This window comes from Kitasatospora sp. LaBMicrA B282 (assembly GCF_050325825.1).
Taxonomy (GTDB): domain Bacteria; phylum Actinomycetota; class Actinomycetes; order Streptomycetales; family Streptomycetaceae; genus Kitasatospora.
On sequence record NZ_JBNQTI010000062.1, the window covers coordinates 1 to 16328 of the forward strand.

General features: G+C 73.0%; 16 protein-coding genes. 15 read left to right on the plus strand and 1 reads right to left on the minus strand.

Annotated features, from left to right (window positions below):
* From ACQRUO_RS18845 to ftsH, 4 genes are all read left to right on the plus strand, one after another.
* A partial coding sequence (locus ACQRUO_RS18845; protein WP_428317125.1) for an ACT domain-containing protein occupies window positions 1–1386 on the plus strand: 1386 nt, incomplete at its 5' end.
* 88 nt (window positions 1387–1474) lie between these two features.
* Window positions 1475–3037, plus strand: a complete 1563-nt coding sequence (ffh, locus tag ACQRUO_RS18850; protein ID WP_428317126.1) for a signal recognition particle protein — start codon at window positions 1475–1477, stop codon at window positions 3035–3037.
* Window positions 3038–3155: 118 nt separating this feature from the next.
* Window positions 3156–3677 (plus strand): GNAT family N-acetyltransferase, encoded by a 522-nt coding sequence (locus ACQRUO_RS18855; RefSeq protein ID WP_428317127.1) that lies wholly within the window; start codon window positions 3156–3158, stop codon window positions 3675–3677.
* 68 nt (window positions 3678–3745) lie between these two features.
* Complete coding sequence (gene ftsH / locus ACQRUO_RS18860) at window positions 3746–5665, plus strand: ATP-dependent zinc metalloprotease FtsH (RefSeq protein ID WP_428317128.1); 1920 nt, start codon at window positions 3746–3748, stop codon at window positions 5663–5665.
* 70 nt (window positions 5666–5735) lie between these two features.
* On the opposite strand, the gene ACQRUO_RS18865 is transcribed toward ftsH, so the two are convergent.
* Window positions 5736–6515: a class I SAM-dependent methyltransferase gene (locus ACQRUO_RS18865; RefSeq protein WP_428317129.1), complete on the minus strand. Its 780-nt coding sequence runs from the start codon at window positions 6513–6515 to the stop codon at window positions 5736–5738.
* 293 nt (window positions 6516–6808) lie between these two features.
* On the opposite strand from ACQRUO_RS18865, the gene proS reads away from it, so the two are divergent.
* The 11 genes from proS to lepB (ACQRUO_RS18920) all read left to right on the plus strand — a co-directional run bounded on the left by proS (window position 6809) and on the right by lepB (ACQRUO_RS18920) (window position 16307).
* Window positions 6809–8221, plus strand: a complete 1413-nt coding sequence (proS, locus tag ACQRUO_RS18870; protein ID WP_428317130.1) for a proline--tRNA ligase — start codon at window positions 6809–6811, stop codon at window positions 8219–8221.
* Window positions 8222–8565: 344 nt separating this feature from the next.
* Window positions 8566–9153 carry a hypothetical protein gene (locus ACQRUO_RS18875; protein ID WP_428317131.1) on the plus strand — a complete coding sequence of 196 codons (588 nt, stop codon included), beginning with the start codon at window positions 8566–8568 and terminating at the stop codon, window positions 9151–9153.
* 204 nt (window positions 9154–9357) lie between these two features.
* Window positions 9358–9786, plus strand: a complete 429-nt coding sequence (gene rpsP, locus ACQRUO_RS18880; RefSeq protein ID WP_428317132.1) for a 30S ribosomal protein S16 — start codon at window positions 9358–9360, stop codon at window positions 9784–9786.
* A gap of 2 nt (window positions 9787–9788) precedes the next feature.
* A complete protein-coding gene (locus ACQRUO_RS18885) occupies window positions 9789–10028 on the plus strand; it encodes an RNA-binding protein (RefSeq protein WP_230049857.1) in 240 nt (79 codons plus the stop codon).
* Between the two features lie 124 nt (window positions 10029–10152).
* Complete coding sequence (gene rimM, locus ACQRUO_RS18890) at window positions 10153–10701, plus strand: ribosome maturation factor RimM (RefSeq protein ID WP_428317133.1); 549 nt, start codon at window positions 10153–10155, stop codon at window positions 10699–10701.
* A 50-nt stretch (window positions 10702–10751) separates the two neighbouring features.
* Window positions 10752–11570: a tRNA (guanosine(37)-N1)-methyltransferase TrmD gene (trmD, locus tag ACQRUO_RS18895; RefSeq protein WP_428317158.1), complete on the plus strand. Its 819-nt coding sequence runs from the start codon at window positions 10752–10754 to the stop codon at window positions 11568–11570.
* 153 nt (window positions 11571–11723) lie between these two features.
* Window positions 11724–12074 (plus strand): 50S ribosomal protein L19, encoded by a 351-nt coding sequence (rplS, locus tag ACQRUO_RS18900; RefSeq protein ID WP_428317134.1) that lies wholly within the window; start codon window positions 11724–11726, stop codon window positions 12072–12074.
* 61 nt (window positions 12075–12135) lie between these two features.
* A complete protein-coding gene (lepB, locus tag ACQRUO_RS18905) occupies window positions 12136–13008 on the plus strand; it encodes a signal peptidase I (RefSeq protein ID WP_428317135.1) in 873 nt (290 codons plus the stop codon).
* Window positions 12992–13984 (plus strand): signal peptidase I, encoded by a 993-nt coding sequence (lepB, locus tag ACQRUO_RS18910; protein ID WP_428317136.1) that lies wholly within the window; start codon window positions 12992–12994, stop codon window positions 13982–13984. The genes lepB (ACQRUO_RS18905) and lepB (ACQRUO_RS18910) overlap by 17 nt, the downstream gene beginning before the upstream one ends.
* 243 nt (window positions 13985–14227) lie before the next feature.
* On the plus strand, window positions 14228–15301 hold the full coding sequence (gene lepB, locus ACQRUO_RS18915) for a signal peptidase I (RefSeq protein WP_428317137.1): 1074 nt from the start codon (window positions 14228–14230) through the stop codon (window positions 15299–15301).
* Window positions 15302–15485: 184 nt separating this feature from the next.
* Window positions 15486–16307: a signal peptidase I gene (gene lepB / locus ACQRUO_RS18920; RefSeq protein ID WP_428317138.1), complete on the plus strand. Its 822-nt coding sequence runs from the start codon at window positions 15486–15488 to the stop codon at window positions 16305–16307.
* The last annotated feature ends 21 nt before the right edge of the window (window positions 16308–16328 follow it).

The following is a 16328-nucleotide window of genomic DNA, read 5'->3' on the forward strand; positions in this document are numbered from 1 at the left end:
CTGCGCGCCGCGGCCGCCGCCGCCCAGGCCGGCCTGCCGCTCGGCCACGCCACCGCCCGCCGGCTGGCCGCCGAGACCGGGCCGCTGCCGGTGCCCTGGCCGGACGAGGCCCGCGAACAGCTGGTCACCCTGCTCGGCGCGGGCGAGGCCTGCCTGCCGGTCTGGGAGGCGCTGGACGCGGAGGGGCTGATCACCCGGCTGCTGCCGGACTGGGAGCGGGTGCAGTGCCGGCCGCAGCGCAACGCGGTGCACACCTGGACCGTCGACCGCCACCTGGTCGGCACCGCGATCGCCGCCGCCGCGCTGACCCGCCGGGTGGCCCGCCCGGACCTGCTGCTGGTCGCCGCCCTGCTGCACGACATCGGCAAGGGCTGGCCGGGGGACCACTCGCAGGCCGGCGAGGTGATCGTGCGGGACATGGCGGCCCGGATGGGCTTCGACCAGGACGACACGGAGAGCCTGGCCCTGCTGGTCCGCCAGCACCTCACGTTGATCGACACCGCCACCCGTCGGGACCCGGACGACCCGGCCACCGTCGAACTGCTGGCCAAGGCGGTGGGCACCGCCGGGCACCTGGAACTGCTGCACGCGCTGACCGAGGCCGACGCGCTGGCCACCGGCCCGGCCGCGTGGAGCGCCTGGCGCGCCTCGCTGGTGGCCGCGCTGGTGGACCGGACCGCCGCGCAGCTCGCCGGGGCCGGCCCGGTGCCCGCGGTGGCGGCGGTCACCGCGGCCGAGGAGCGGCTCGCGGTGGAGGCCGCGCGGACCGGGGAGCCCGCGCTGGCGCTGCGGGCGGACGCGCAGGACCCCACGGCCGGCGAGCCGATGGGCGTGGAGCTGGCGCTGGCCATCCCGGACCGTCCCGGGCTGCTCGGCACGGTCTCCGGGGTGCTCGCGCTCAACCGGCTGACCGTGCGCGCGCTCACCCTGCGCGAGCTGGACCCGATCGGGGCCGGTCCGGTGCTGCTGCTCTCCTGGCGGGTGGCCGCCGAGTTCGGCGAGCTGCCCGAGGCGGCCCGGCTCCGCGCTGACCTGCGCCGGGCGCTGGACGGCTCGCTGGACCCGTCCCGGCGGCTGGCCGAACGCGACGCCGCGGTGCCGCACCGCCGCGGCATCAGCACCCCGCCCCCGGTGGTCGCGGTGGTGCCGGGCGACGCCTCGGCCACCGCCACGGTGCTGGAGGTGCGCGCCCACGACGCCCCCGGCCTGCTGCACCGGATCGGCCGCGCCCTGGACGCCGCCGGTGTCCGGGTGCGCACCGCCCACGTCAGCACCCTGGGCGCGGAGGCGGTGGACGCCTTCTACCTGACCGACGCGGCGGGCGCCCGGCTGGCCGGGGCGGTCGCGGCGGAGGTGGCCGAACGGGTCCGCGAGGCGCTGCGCTGACCGGGTGGAGTCCGTCCGCGGGCGGTCCGGATACCCTGGTGGGCGACGACCGTACTCACCTCGATGCCGCAAGGGACCCGCGACCGACGTGTTCGACACTCTTTCCGACCGCCTCGCAGCGACGTTCAAGAACCTCCGGGGCAAGGGCCGCCTCAGTGAGGCGGACATCGACGCCACCGCCCGCGAGATCCGGATCGCGCTGCTGGAGGCGGATGTCGCGCTGCCGGTCGTCCGGGCCTTCATCAAGCAGATCAAGGACCGCGCGCTCGGCGTCGAGGTCTCCGGTGCGCTGAACCCGGCCCAGCAGGTCATCAAGATCGTCAACGAGGAGCTCATCAACATCCTCGGTGGCGAGACCCGCCGGCTGCGGTACGCCAAGACCGGCCCCACCGTGATCATGCTGGCCGGTCTGCAGGGTGCCGGTAAGACCACCCTGGCCGGGAAGCTCGGCCACTGGCTGAAGCAGCAGAAGCACACCCCGCTGCTGGTCGCCTGCGACCTCCAGCGCCCCAACGCGGTGACCCAGCTGTCGGTGGTGGCCGACCGGGCCGGCGTGGCCTTCTACGGCCCGGAGCCGGGCAACGGCGTCGGCGACCCGGTCAAGGTCGCCCGCGACTCGATCGAGTACGCCAAGCAGAAGCAGTACGACATCGTCATCGTCGACACCGCCGGTCGCCTCGGCATCGACGCCGAGCTGATGCAGCAGGCCGCCGACATCCGGGCCGCGATCAACCCGGACGAGGTGCTCTTCACCGTCGACGCGATGATCGGCCAGGACGCGGTCACCACCGCGCAGGCCTTCCTCGAGGGCGTCGACTTCACCGGTGTGGTGCTCTCCAAGCTGGACGGCGACGCCCGTGGTGGTGCCGCGCTCTCGGTGGCGCACGTCACCGGCCGGCAGATCATGTTCGCCTCCAACGGCGAGAAGGTCGACGACTTCGACGCCTTCCACCCGGACCGGATGGCCTCGCGCATCCTCGGCATGGGCGACATGCTCTCCCTGATCGAGAAGGCCGAGCAGACCTTCTCGCAGGCCGAGGCCGAGAAGATGGCCGCCAAGCTGCAGGGCGGCGGCAAGGACTTCACCCTCGACGACTTCCTGGGCCAGCTGGAGCAGGTCCAGAAGATGGGCTCGATCTCCAAGCTGCTCGGCATGCTGCCCGGGATGGGCCAGATCCGCGAGCAGATCAACAACATCGACGACAAGGACGTCAACCGGGTCGGCGCGATCATCAAGTCGATGACCCCGGCCGAGCGGACTGACCCCAAGATCATCAACGGCTCGCGCCGGCTGCGCATCGCCAAGGGTTCGGGCGTCCAGGTCGGCGAGGTGAGCAGCCTGGTCGAGCGGTTCTTCGACGCCCGCAAGATGATGACCGCGATGGCCTCCGGCAAGGGCATCCCGGGCATGCCGGGGATCCCGGGCATGGGCGGCGGCAAGAAGTCGGCCAAGAAGGCGCCGCAGGCCAAGGGCAAGCGCAAGAGCGGCAACCCGCTGAAGCGGGCCCAGGAGGAGGCGGCCGCCGCCGAGCGCCGGGCGCTCGGCCCGGGCGCGGGGCAGCAGCCGACCGAGGGCGGCGCCTTCGGCCTCGGCGCGGGCAAGGGCCCGGCCGACTTCGAGCTCCCCAAGGAGTTCAAGGACCTGCTCTAGGTCCGCCGCCCGCCGTCGGGCGGGCTCCGTACGAGGCACCCCGAAGGGCCGGTCGCCGCGACCGGCCCTTCGGCACGCCCGCTGATCGCGGCCCGGTTCGATGCCCGATGATGTCCGGATGAGCCGAGTGACCATCCGCGCCCCCAGGCCCTCCGACGTCGTCGGCTACGCCGCGGCGGTCCGCCGCTCCGCCGAGCACATCGGGCGCTGGAACCCGGTGGAGCCGGACGGGCTGCCGGACCTGTTGCAGCGTCAGGGACCGGCACTGCGCAGCTACCTGATCATCGACACCGCCGAGGGTGGCCTGGTCGGCAAGTGCAACGTCTCCAACATCGTGATGGGCCGGTTCTGCAACGCCGCGCTCGGCTACGACAGCTACCTCCCCTACGCGGGCACCGGGCGGATGACCGAGGGGATGCGGCTGGTGATCGACACCTGCTTCGCCGACCTGAGCGCCGGCGGCCTCGGTCTGCACCGGCTGGAGATCAACGTGCAGCCGGAGAACGACCGTTCGATCGCCCTGGCCCGCCGGCTCGGCTTCCGGCACGAGGGGTTCACCCCGCGGATGCTCTTCCTCACCGGCGCCTGGCGCGACCACGAGCGGTTCGCGCTGACCGCGGAGGAGTGGCCCACGGGCTGACCACGGGGGAGCGGCCGCGGCGGCGTTGCTGATGGATTGTCAGCTTTTCGGCCCGTATGGTCCGAAACGTGACCGAACCCGTGCCGCCGCGTCAGAGCCCCGACCAGCCCTGGCGCTCCGAGGGTGCCCCGCCCCCGCCGCCGCCCGTGCCGCCGCGCCGCCGGATGCCCGGCGGCTGGACCGGGCTGATCCTCACCGCCCTCGCGGTCTTCCTGATCAGCGACCTGCTGCTGAGCTTCTTCGGCAACGGGGCCGGCACCACGGTGTCCTACACCGAGTTCAACAACGAGCTGAACAAGGGCAACATCGCCAAGATCTACTCCAAGGGCGACAGCATCCAGGGCACCCTGAAGTCCGCCGCGCCCAAACCCGACGGCGGCAAGGGCAACTACTCGGAGTTCACCACCCAGCGGCCCTCCTTCGCCAACGACAACCTCTACAGCACCCTGCTCGGCCAGGGCGTCGAGGTCACCGCAGAGCCGGTGGTGCAGCAGCGCAGCTTCCTGGCCAACCTGCTGATCTCGCTGGCCCCGATGCTGCTGCTGATCCTGGTCTGGATGCTGCTGGCCCGCCGGCTGGCGGGCGGCCTGGGCGGCGGACCGCTCGGCCGCAAGGCCCCGCCCAAGCCGGTGGTCCCCGAGGAGGGCAGGCGCACCACCTTCGCCGATGTGGCCGGCATCGACGAGGTGAAGGCCGAGCTGACCGAGGTGGTGGACTTCCTGAAGAACCCGGAGGCCTACCGCCGCCTGGGCGCCAAGATGCCCGGCGGGGTGCTGCTGGCCGGCCCGCCCGGCACCGGCAAGACGCTGCTGGCCCGCGCGGTGGCCGGCGAGGCGGGGGTGCCGTTCTTCTCCGCCTCCGCCTCGGAGTTCATCGAGATGATCGTCGGGGTCGGCGCCAGCCGGGTGCGCGAGCTGTTCGCCGAGGCCCGCAAGGTGGCCCCGGCGATCATCTTCATCGACGAGATCGACACCATCGGCCGCAAGCGCGGCGGCGGCAACGCGATCGGAGGGCACGACGAACGCGAACAGACGCTCAACCAGATCCTCACCGAGATGGACGGCTTCTCCGGCTCCGAGGGCGTCGTGGTGCTGGCCGCCACCAACCGCGCCGACGTGCTCGACCCGGCGCTGCTGCGCCCGGGCCGGTTCGACCGGGTGGTCAACGTCAGCCCGCCGGACCGCGACGGGCGCACCGCGATCCTCGCCATCCACGCCCGCGACGTGCCGCTGGCCACCGGCACCAACCTCTCCGAGGTGGCCAAGAGCACCCCGGGGATGACCGGGGCGGAGCTCGCCAACCTGGTCAACGAGGCGGCCCTGCTGGCGGTCCGGCGCAAGCAGCCCGCGGTCAACCAGCGCGACCTGTCCGACGCCCTGGAGAAGGTCCAACTGGGCGCGGTGCGACCGCTGGTGATGCCGGAGGCGGACCGCCGCCGGACCGCCTACCACGAGAGCGGCCACGCCCTGCTCGGCATGCTGCAGCCCGGCGCCGACCCGGTCCGCAAGGTCACCATCGTGCCGCGCGGCCGGGCGCTGGGCGTCACCATGTCCACCCCGGAGGCCGACCGCTACTCCTACACCGAGGAGTACCTGCGCGGGCGGATCATCGGCGCGCTCGGCGGGATGGCCGCCGAGCAGGTGGTCTACGGGGTGGTCACCACGGGCGCGGAGAGCGACCTGGAGCAGGTCGGCAACCTGGCCCGCGGGATGGCTGGCCGCTGGGGGATGAGCGAGCGGGTCGGCCGGCTCACCGCGATCCCCGACGACGCCCAGGGCGCCTACGCGCTCTCCGCCGCGCCCAGCACCCTGGACGCGGTGGACGAGGAGGCGCGCCGGATCGTCGCCGAGTGCTACGAGGAGGCGCTGCGGAAGCTTGAGCAGCACCGCGACCGGCTGGACGCGCTGGCCGCGGCGCTGCTGGAGCACGAGACGCTGGACGAGGAGGCCGCCTACCGGGCCGCCGGCGTCGAGCGGAGCGCGCAGTGAGCGGTGGGCAGGGGAGCGCCTGCCCCGGTCGGGTCCCGCGCGGTCGGCCGGTTCGGCTGCGCTGCCCGGTTCAGCTGCGCTTCGCCACGACGTAGGGGAAGGCGTTCGCCATCCGCACGGTGTCGTCCGTGCGGGTGAACGGCAGCAGCGCCTCGGCGACCTCCTTGGCCACCGGCGCAGCGCCCGCGTAGGCGATCGCAGCGTCGAACCAGCCGGTGGCCAGCAGCCCGCGCACCGCGCTGTCCAGGTCGGGGTAGCCGAACGGGCAGTCCGCCTGCCCCTCGGTGACCACCCGCAGCCCCGCCGCGGCCGCCAGCCGGGCCAGCTCGGCCGTGCCGTCCAGTCGGAACGGGTCGACCCCGCGGGCCGCCGCACCCGCCCGGCGCCGGGCCACCTCCAGCACGGCGTCGCTCTCGCAGGCCCCCCGGGGCCCGAAGCCCGCCAGCGCGACCAGCCCGCCCGGCAGCACCAGGCGCGCCGCCTCGCGAGCCGCCCGCAGCGGGTCGCCGGTCAGTCGCAGCGGCTCGAAGACGGTGACCACCCCGTGCGCCGACCGGGTGGCGGGGCGGTGCGCGACCGGCAGCCGGCGGGCCCGCGCCAGGTCGCGCAGCTCCGGGTCCGGCTCCAGGCCGGCCACCTGCGCCCCGCGCCCCGCCGCGAGCAGCAGCGCCAGCCCCGAGCGGCAGCCCAGGTCCAGCAGGCTGGTGGCCGGGCCGACCGCCAGTCGCTCGTGCACCGCCTGGTAGAGCGGGACCAGCGTGCGCTCCTGGATCTCGGCCCAGTCGCGGGCCCGCGCCGCACTGGTCGGCTGGATCGGTGCGGCCAGGGTCGTGCCGTGCGCTGAAGCCATCTGGTGGCCTCCCATCAGGTCCGGGTCGGACGTGCTGCGGATGCTCCCCCCACGGTTGCTCCCCCAGTGCTCGGCGTGCTCCCCCCACTGTCGGGCCCACTCAAGCGAACAGCGGCGCGGGCGCGCCGTCCAGAGGAGCGCGCCGGGGCACGCGGACCCGGCGGTCGTGCGCCCCCCTGCGGTCGGCGCCGGGACGCCGGGCGTCCCGGCGTTCCCCCGGGAGGTGCCGACGGCGCGTCTCGCCCGGCGGCGACGATTCACACCAGGACCGTCGCGCGCCGTACGATTCGGCCATGGCTAAGGCTCCCGTTCTCACCCCCCAGGCAGATGACTTTCCCCGCTGGTACCAGGACCTGATCAACAAGGCCGAGCTGGCCGACAACGGTCCGGTGCGCGGCACCATGGTCATCCGACCGTACGGCTACGGCCTGTGGGAGCGGATGCAGCAGGAGATGGACGCGCGGATCAAGAAGGCCGGCGCGCAGAACGCCTACTTCCCGATGTTCATCCCGCAGTCCTACCTGACCAAGGAGGCCGAGCACGTCGAGGGCTTCGCCCCCGAGCTCGCCGTGGTCACGCACGGTGGCGGCAAGCAGCTGGAGGAGCCGGTCGTGGTCCGGCCGACCTCCGAGACGATCATCAACGAGTACTTCGCGAAGTGGGTGCAGAGCCACCGCGACCTGCCGCTGCTGATCAACCAGTGGGCCAACGTGGTCCGTTGGGAGCTGCGCCCGCGGGTCTTCCTGCGCACCACCGAGTTCCTCTGGCAGGAGGGCCACACCGCCCACGCCACGTACGAGGACGCCCGCGACTACGCCTCGATGATCCACACCGAGGTCTACGGCGACTTCATGCGCAACGTGCTGGGCATCGACGTGGTGCTCGGCCGCAAGACCGCCAAGGAGCGGTTCGCCGGCGCCATCAACACCCTCACCCTGGAGGGCATGATGGGCGACGGCAAGGCGCTGCAGATGGGCACCAGCCACGAGCTGGGCCAGAACTTCGCCAAGGCCTTCAACACCACCTACCAGCTGCAGGGCGCCGAGCGCGAGTACGTCTGGCAGACCTCTTGGGGCGTCTCGACCCGGATGCTCGGTGGCCTGATCATGTCGCACGGCGACGACAACGGCCTGCGGGTGCCGCCGCGGCTGGCCGCCGTGCAGGCCGTGGTGCTGGCGATCAAGGGTGAGGACGCGGTGATCGCCAAGGTCCGCGAGATCGGCGCCGCCCTGGAGGCCGCCGGCATCCGCACCGTGGTGGACGACCGCACCGACACCCCGTTCGGCCGCCGCGCGGTGGACTGGGAGCTCAAGGGCGTGCCGCTGCGGATCGAGGTCGGCCCGCGCGACCTGGAGGCCGGCACCGCGATGCTGGTCCGCCGGATCGCCGGCGGCAAGGAGCCGGTGGCGATCGACACCCTGGCCGCCCTGCTGCCCGGCATCCTCGAGGAGGACCAGGCGCTGCTGCTGGCCGCGTCCCGGGAGCGCCGCGAGGCCCGCACCGTCGACGTGACGACGATCGACGAGGCGGTCGAGGCGGCCGTCACCGGTTGGGGCCGGATCTCCTGGGCGGACCTCGGCCCGCAGGGCGAGGCCAAGCTGGCCGAGCAGGGCGTCTCGGTGCGCTGCATCGTCGCCGCGGACGGTTCGGTGCCGACCGCCGACGATCAGGAAGGCAATGTCGCGATCGTTGCTCGGGCGTACTAAATGCCTTATGCCCTCGCCGATTGAGTAACCAACAGGTGACACTGTCTCGTCTACTGGCCGGTCAACTCCCAGTGCGGGCGAACTAGCGGTACGGTGTACGGCCCGTGGCCCTGTCAAAATCACGACAGGACACGGGCCGAAACAACTCGGCGCGGCCATCTGCCGTGCCTGGGAATCGGGCGACCCGGTGATGAACACCGGGTGCAGACACCGAGGGGGTTGGTCTTGCGTCAGATTTCGAACGCTCACCGGCGTGAATGTCACGCCCAGCTGAGAGTTCTCCGGGAATTCCTGGAGAGCGCCGCAGAATGGAACGCCGGAACCGACTCCCTCGTTGGCATAGCGTGAGCACGACACAGCCTCTCGTTCTCGCGGCCGAACTGGCCGCCGCCTGGAGCGACATCCAGGCCTACCACCGCGACCTCCCCGACCTGGCCTCGCCCGAGGCGCTGATCGGCGAGTCGTCCTCGGCCTGCGGCACCCAGCTCGGTTTCGAGCGCCTGCTGCACGAGGCCGCCCACGGTCTGGCCGCCGCCCGCGACATCCGGGACACCTCCCGGGCCGGGCGCTACCACAACCGCCGCTTCCTGTTGCTCGCCTCGGAACTCGGGCTCGCCCACCCGGTCGAGCCGCACGCCAGCAGCGGCTTCTCCCAGGTGACCATGCTGGTCGAGACCCAGGAGAAGTACGCCGCGACCATCGAGCGGCTGGAGCGCGCCCTCGGCGCCCACCAGCAGGCGGTGGCCGGTAGCCCGGACGGCGGAGTGCTCCGCGCCTTCCGCGGTCCGGCCGCCCGGCACGGCTCGTCCGGTGGCGGCGTCCGGGTCAAGGCCGTCTGCGGCTGCGGCCGCAACGTCCGGGTGGTGCCCTCGGTGCTGGCCCAGGCGTCGATCGTGTGCGGTGCCTGCCAGCAGCCCTTCAAGATCTCCTGACCCCCGCACCTCCGCAGCGCTCCCCCGACCGGGTCTGCCCCGGTCGGGGGAGCGCTGCCCCGTGTGGCACAATCGATAGCTGATACCCGGCAGCCAACAGGACCCCTCTCTCCTACGGCTGGCGTGTCATTCGGGAGGCCGACCCCGCAACCCCACGCGGAGCGCGGCCCCTCACCCACGTCAACTCCAGGAGAACCCACTCCCGTGGCAGTCAAGATCAAGCTCAAGCGTCTCGGCAAGATCCGCTCCCCGCACTACCGCATCGTCGTCGCCGACTCGCGCACCAAGCGTGACGGTCGCGCGATCGAGGAGATCGGCATCTACCAGCCGACCTACAACCCCTCGAAGATCGAGGTCGACGGCGACCGTGCCCAGTACTGGCTGTCCGTCGGCGCCCAGCCGACCGAGCCGGTGCTCGCCATCCTCAAGCTGACCGGCGACTGGCAGAAGTTCAAGGGCCTGCCGGCTCCGGAGCCGCTGAAGGTCGCCGAGCCCAAGGTCGAGGACTTCTCGCACCTGTTCGCGAAGGCCGTCGCCGGCTTCGAGGACGCCACCACCGGTGTCGCCATCACCCCGAAGGCCAAGAAGTCGGACAAGGCCGAGGCCGAGACCGACGCCGCCAGCGAGGCCTGAGCGTGATCGAGGACGCCCTCGACCACCTGGTCAAGGGCATTGTCGAGCACCCCGACGACGTGCAGGTGCGTTCGCGCAACCTGCGTCGGGGCAACACCATCGAGGTGCGGGTGCACCCCGATGACCTCGGCAAGGTGATCGGCCGCGGCGGTCGCACCGCGCGTGCGCTGCGCACCGTGGTGGGCGCGCTCGGCGGTCGCAACGTCCGGGTCGACCTGGTCGACGTGGACAACCTGCGCTGACGGTCACCGTCGCTTGGGATCCGGTCGGGACGCGTGACGCGTTCCGGCCGGATCTTTTGTTTTTCCGGTGCGTGCTGACCGAGTGCGCACTTCTCTCGTGTTCTCTCGTGTTCAGGAGTACCGCGTGCAGCTCGTCGTCGGCCGGATCGGCCGTGCCCACGGCATCAGGGGGGACGTCTTCGTCGAAGTCCGCACCGACGAGCCGGAGTTGCGGCTCGGCCCGGGTGCGGTGCTGCTCACCGACCCGGCCGGGGTCGGCCCGCTGACCGTCGAGTCCGGTCGGGTGCACAGCGGCCGGCTGCTGGTCCGCTTCGCCGGGATCAAGGACCGCACCGCCGCCGAGGCGCTGCGCAACACCATGCTGATCTCCGAGGTCGACCCGGACGAGCGGCCCGAGGAGGACGACGAGTACTACGACCACCAGCTGATCGGCCTGGACGTGGTGCTGCTCGACGGCACCCTCGTCGGCGAGCTGACCGAGGTGGTCCACCTGCCCTACCAGGACCTGCTGACCGTGACCAGGCCGGACGGCAAGGAGGTGCTGGTGCCCTTCGTCGAGCAGTTGGTGCCCACCATCGACCTCGCGGAGCAGCGCTGTGTGATCAACCCGCCGCCCGGGCTGATCGACGAGGTCGAGGCCGAGCTGGACGGCGGCCCGGAGGGCGACCGGTGACGGCCGCCGAGCAGCCGGGGACCGCAGAGTCGGGGACCCCGCAGCACGGGATGCGGATCGACGTCGTCACGATCTTCCCCGAGTACCTGGAGCCGCTGAACGTCTCGCTGGTCGGCAAGGCCCGCGCCCGCGGCCAGCTCGACGTGCACCTGCACGACCTGCGCGGCTGGACCCACGACGTGCACCGGACCGTGGACGACACCCCCTACGGCGGCGGCCCCGGCATGGTGATGAAGCCCGAGCCCTGGGGCGAGGCGCTGGACGCGGTCTGCGCGGCCGGCCCCGCGGGCGAGCTGCCCACCCTGGTGGTGCCCACCCCGAGCGGGGTGCCGTTCACCCAGGAGCTGGCCCAGGAGCTGGCCGGCCGGCCCTGGCTGGCCTTCGCGCCGGCCCGGTACGAGGGCATCGACCGGCGGGTGATCGAGGAGGCGGCCACCCGGATGCCGGTGGTCGAGGCCTCGATCGGCGACTACGTGCTGGCCGGCGGCGAGGTCGCGGTGCTGGTGATGGTCGAGGCGATCGCCCGGCTGCTGCCCGGCGTGCTCGGCAACGCCGAGTCCCACCGCGACGACTCCTTCGCCCCCGGCGCGATGGCCGACCTGCTGGAGGGCCCGGTGTACACCAAGCCCGCCGAGTGGCGCGGCCGCGAGGTGCCCGAGGTGCTGCTCAGCGGCAACCACGGCAGGATCGCCCGCTGGCGGCGCGAGCAGGCTTTCGCCCGCACCCTGGCCAACCGCCCCGACCTGGTCGAGCGGTGGCGCCCGGAGGCCTTCGACAAGAAGGAGCGGGAGGCGCTCAGCGTGCTCGGCCTCGGCTGGGACCCGGAGCACGGCCGATTTCTCCGTGCCGCCGGGGCTGTGGAAGAATAGGCCGCTGTTGTCTGTCGCCGGGCCTCCTCCACGGAGACCGGTGGTCCGGCGCCCCCGCCACGGGGGGATCGCCGAGGGCCGACGCGACCCGCAACGCACCCTGTCGAGACGAATTTCCGTGGGCGGCCCGTGGCGCCTGCGATGGAGAGCATCATGAGCAACAAGCTCGCTGCTGTCGACGCGGCCTCGCTGCGCACCGACATCCCGGCCTTCCGCCCCGGCGACACCCTGAAGGTCCACGTCCGGGTCATCGAGGGCAACCGCTCCCGTGTCCAGGTCTTCCAGGGCGTCGTGATCCGCCGCCACGGTGCGGGCATCGGTGAGACCTTCACCGTCCGCAAGGTCAGCTTCAACGTCGGTGTGGAGCGCACCTTCCCGGTGCACACCCCGGTCGTCGAGAAGATCGAGGTCGTCACCCGCGGTGACGTCCGCCGGGCGAAGCTGTACTACCTCCGTGACCTGCGCGGCAAGGCCGCGAAGATCAAGGAGAAGCGCGACCGCTGAGTCGCCTCCGCCGCGCCCGTGGGGTGCGGCACGCTCAGGGTTGGCCGCTAAGCTCAGCCCGATGAGCACGCATGAACCGATCGCGGACCGCGACGGCGCCTTGGCACCCGAAGGTGCGGGGCGTCCGTCGCGGTCCGCGGCCGTTTCTGCGCCGGGCGGGGGCGGGGGCGAGGGCGTCGTCGCCGACGTCAGCGCCGGTGTCGAGGCCGATGGTGGTGTCGACACTGACACCGGTGTCGACGAGCCGCCGCAGCCCGGCTGGTCGCTGGGCTACCTGGCCAAGCTCGGCGGCATCTGCCTGCTGGTGCTGCTGCTGGTCAACATCTTCGTCGTGCAGCCCTTCGTGGTCCCGTCCGGCTCCATGGAGAACACCCTGCGGCCCGGCGACCGGCTGCTGGTGAACAAGCTGGCCTACCAGTTCGGCGGCACCGTGCACCGCGGCGACGTGGTGGTCTTCGACGCCACCGACTCCCTGGTGCCGGGCGGCGACAACCGGAGCGGCCTGGGCGCCGACCTCAGCGAGCTCGGCGCCATGTTGGGCCTCTCCTCGGACGGCTCGATCTTCGTCAAGCGGGTGATCGGGGTCGGCGGCGACCGGGTGACCTACCACCCCGGCGACCACGCACTGACCGTCGACGGCGTCCCGCTGGCCGAGTCCGACTACCTGTTCCCCGGCGACACCCCCTCCACGGTCGGCTTCGACATCCAGGTGCCGCCCGGAGAGCTCTTCGTCCTCGGCGACCACCGCAGCGACTCCAACGACTCGCGTAACCACCTGGGCGACCCGGGCGGCGGTTACGTGCCGGTCCGCAAGGTGATCGGTCGCGCCGACTGGGTGATCCTCCCGGTCGGGCACTGGTCCTCGCTGGACACCCCGCCCGGCTTCGCGGCCGTCGCGGCGGCGAAGGGCGGTGGCCGTGGGCAGTCGCGGTAGGACGTCCGCCGAGCCGGTCGAGGCCGCCGAGCAGGCACCGGCGGTGCCCCGCGGCCGGGCGGAGCGCCGGCGCACCGCGCGACGTGCGGCCCGCCGCGGCCGGCGCTCGCTGCTGCGCGAGCTGCCGCTGATCGCCGGGGTCGCCCTGCTGCTGGCGCTCACCCTGAAGACCTTCTTCGTCCAGGTCTTCGTGATCCCGTCCGGGTCGATGGAGCAGACCATCCGGATCGGCGACCGGGTGCTGGTGGACAAGTTCACCCCCTGGTTCGGCGCCACCCCGCAGCGCGGGGACGTGGTGGTCTTCAAGGACCCCGGCGGCTGGCTGGAGGGCTCGCCGAGCGCGGACCGGAGCGGACCGGTCGGCCGCGCGATCAAGAACGCGTTCAGCTTCGTCGGGCTGCTGCCCTCCTCGAACGAGCAGGACCTGATCAAGCGGGTGATCGGGGTCGGCGGCGACACCGTGGCCTGCTGCGACGCCCAGGGCCGGGTCACGGTCAACGGCACGCCGATCGACGAGCCCTACCTGGCCCCGGGCAACCCGCCCTCGCGGATCCCGTTCCAGGTCACCGTTCCGCCCGGGCACCTCTGGGTGATGGGCGACCACCGCGACCTGTCGGCGGACTCCCGCTACCACATGAACGGCCCCGGCCAGGGCACCGTGCCGGTGGACGACGTGATAGGCCGGGCCTTCATGATCGGCTGGCCGCTCGACCGGCTGCACGGACTGTCCCGGCCCACGTACCGCACGCCCGCGGCACTCGGTGCGCCCGGTTACCGCACGCCCGCGGCACTCGGCCCGTCCGGCGGTCGGGAATCCCCCCGGCTCAGCCCGGATCCCCTGGAACCCTCACTCGTTATGGGGATGTTGGGTGTCTCGCCTGCCCTGCTGCGCCGCCGTCGCGGACCGCTCGGTGGCGGCTCACCGGCGGCCCGGCGGCGCTGGCGGGCGGCCCGCAGGTCGGCCGGCGCCGACTGACGGTCCGCCCCGGGTCCGACCGGGTGCCGTGTGGGAGGACCCGGGTGGACCACTCGGAGTGATAGAGAAGTGCAGAAGTCCCCGGGGCCGGGCCGCGGGGGCTTGATCCGAAGGCTGTGCCGGAGTCGGGACGCCCGTGCCTGGGCGGCCCGGCCCCAGTCTGCGGTCGGGCACCGGGAGGTGCCCACCGCCCGGCACCGTGTACGCGGGCGAGAGCCGTCCGCACAGCAGGGAGGAGAAGTCGTGGGGGATCTGGTGATCGGCGCCCGCGGGGCCGGTGAGCCTGAGGGCTCCGGCGGCCGCACGGCCCAGTCCACCGAATCCGGACAGCCAGCGGATCCCGCCGACGGCCAGGGCGGCCCGGGCGCAGGCCCCGGTGGTGCGGCCGGCGCGGGCGGTCCCACCGGCCCGGGTGAGCCCGGCGGCCCCGCCGCCGGCGGCCAGCCCGACTCCGCCGCGGACGGTCCGTCGCAGCCGACGGGGACCGACGAGGACGTCAAGGAGAAGAAGCCGTCCGGCGAGCGCAAGCAGCGCTCGTTCTGGAAGGAGCTGCCGATCCTGATCGGGATCGCCCTGGTCCTGGCGCTGGTCATCAAGACCTTCTTCGTCCAGGCCTTCTCGATCCCGTCGGCGTCGATGGAGCAGACCCTGCAGATCGGCGACCGGGTGCTGGTGGACAAGTTCACCCCGTGGTTCGGCTCCAAGCCGGAACGCGGCGACGTGGTGGTCTTCCACGACCCGGGCGGCTGGCTGGGCGACGGCGAGACCTCCCAGCCGAGCTCCAACGCGGTGCTCCGCGGGATCCAGGACGGGCTCAGTTTCATCGGGCTGATGCCGTCGGCCAACGAGAAGGACCTGATCAAGCGGGTGATCGGGGTGTCCGGCGACACCATCGAGTGCCAGGGCAACGGTCCGCTCAAGGTCAACGGCGTGCCGCTGAACGAGCCGTACGTCTACACCCCCGGCATGGTGCCCGCGAACCCCTGCGGCGGCACGCCGTTCGGGCCCGTCAAGGTGCCGCAGAACGCGATCTGGGTGATGGGCGACCACCGCAACGACTCGCTGGACTCCCGGTTCCACCAGGACCAGCCGCCGACCAAGAGCGAGCCCGGTGGCGGCTTCGTCTCGGTCAACGACGTGGTCGGGCGGGCCTTCGTGGTGGCCTGGCCGGTGAACCACTGGTCCACCCTGCCGGTGCCGTCCACCTTCAGCCAGAAGGGCATCTCGGCCGCCTCCGGACTGGTGCCGCCGACCCTCGGGGCCGTGGGGACGCTGCCGGTGGCCTGGTGGATGCGGCGGCGGCGTCGGCGTGGCTGAGGGCCGGGTTCGGCGCCGTTGCGGCTGAGTTCCCGCCGTTCCGGCCGGGTTCCGGCCGCTCCGGCTCTTGCGCGGGCCGTGGTACCGACGAGTAATCTGCTCGGACGTACCACGGCCCGCCGCCGTGTCCGGCCCGCCCCGGCCCGCGGCCGGGCGGCACCCCCACGCCACCAGGACGGTCCCGATGAGCAGGCTCGCCGCAGACACCCCCGGTCCCGACCCGGCTCCGGCCGCCGCCGCGGAGCCCGCCCCCGGCGCCTCCTCCGGCGCCTCCTTTAGCGCCTCCGCCGATGTCGACGACCCGCTGGGCCGCAGCCGGCCGACCGTCGGCGGGGTGCTGCAGGGGATCGCGCTGACGCTCGGCCTGGTGCTGCTGCTCGGCGGCTTCGGCCTCACCGCCTTCCTCTACCGCGTCTACTCGGTCCCCACCGGCTCGATGGAGCCGACCATCGCCGTCGGCAACACCGTGCTCGCCCGCGCGGTGGACGGCGGCAAGATCGGGCGCGGCGACGTGGTGGTCTTCCAGGACCCGACCTGGGGCAACGAGACCATGGTCAAGCGGGTGATCGGGATCGGCGGCGACACCGTGGCCTGCTGCGACGCGCAGCACCGCATCACGGTCAACGGCACGCCGATCGACGAGCCCTACCTGGCCGCCGGCGGTCCGCCGAGCGCGGACTTCAGCGCCAAGGTGCCGGCCGGCCGGCTGTTCCTGCTCGGCGACAACCGCACCGGCTCGCTGGACTCCCGGGTGCACCTGGGCGACTTCGACGGGACGGTGCCGGTCGGCGTGGTGAAGGGCCGGGTGGAGGCGACGGTCTGGCCGGCCGGTCACGCCGGACTGCTCGGGCGTACCGTGGCCTTCGACGCGCTGGGCGGTCCGGCGGCGAGCGGGCCCGGTCCGGTGCGCTGGCTGGTCTCGGCGATGCCGGCGGGGGTGGTGCTCATCGTGCTGACCTCGCTGGCCGGGCCGGTGGCGGCGCTGGGCCGGCGGCTGCGCAGGTAGCGCGGGGAACGGGGTCGAGCG

Coding starts and splice junctions, on each gene's coding strand:
- ACQRUO_RS18855 (WP_428317127.1), top strand. CDS start 3,156: ATGAGCCGAGTGACCATCCGCGCCCCCAGGCCCTCCGACGTCGTCGGC.
- ACQRUO_RS18865 (WP_428317129.1), bottom strand. CDS start 6,515: ATGGCTTCAGCGCACGGCACGACCCTGGCCGCACCGATCCAGCCGACC.
- proS (WP_428317130.1), top strand. CDS start 6,809: ATGGCTAAGGCTCCCGTTCTCACCCCCCAGGCAGATGACTTTCCCCGC.
- trmD (WP_428317158.1), top strand. CDS start 10,752: ATGCGGATCGACGTCGTCACGATCTTCCCCGAGTACCTGGAGCCGCTG.
- rplS (WP_428317134.1), top strand. CDS start 11,724: ATGAGCAACAAGCTCGCTGCTGTCGACGCGGCCTCGCTGCGCACCGAC.
- lepB (WP_428317135.1), top strand. CDS start 12,136: ATGAGCACGCATGAACCGATCGCGGACCGCGACGGCGCCTTGGCACCC.
- lepB (WP_428317138.1), top strand. CDS start 15,486: ATGAGCAGGCTCGCCGCAGACACCCCCGGTCCCGACCCGGCTCCGGCC.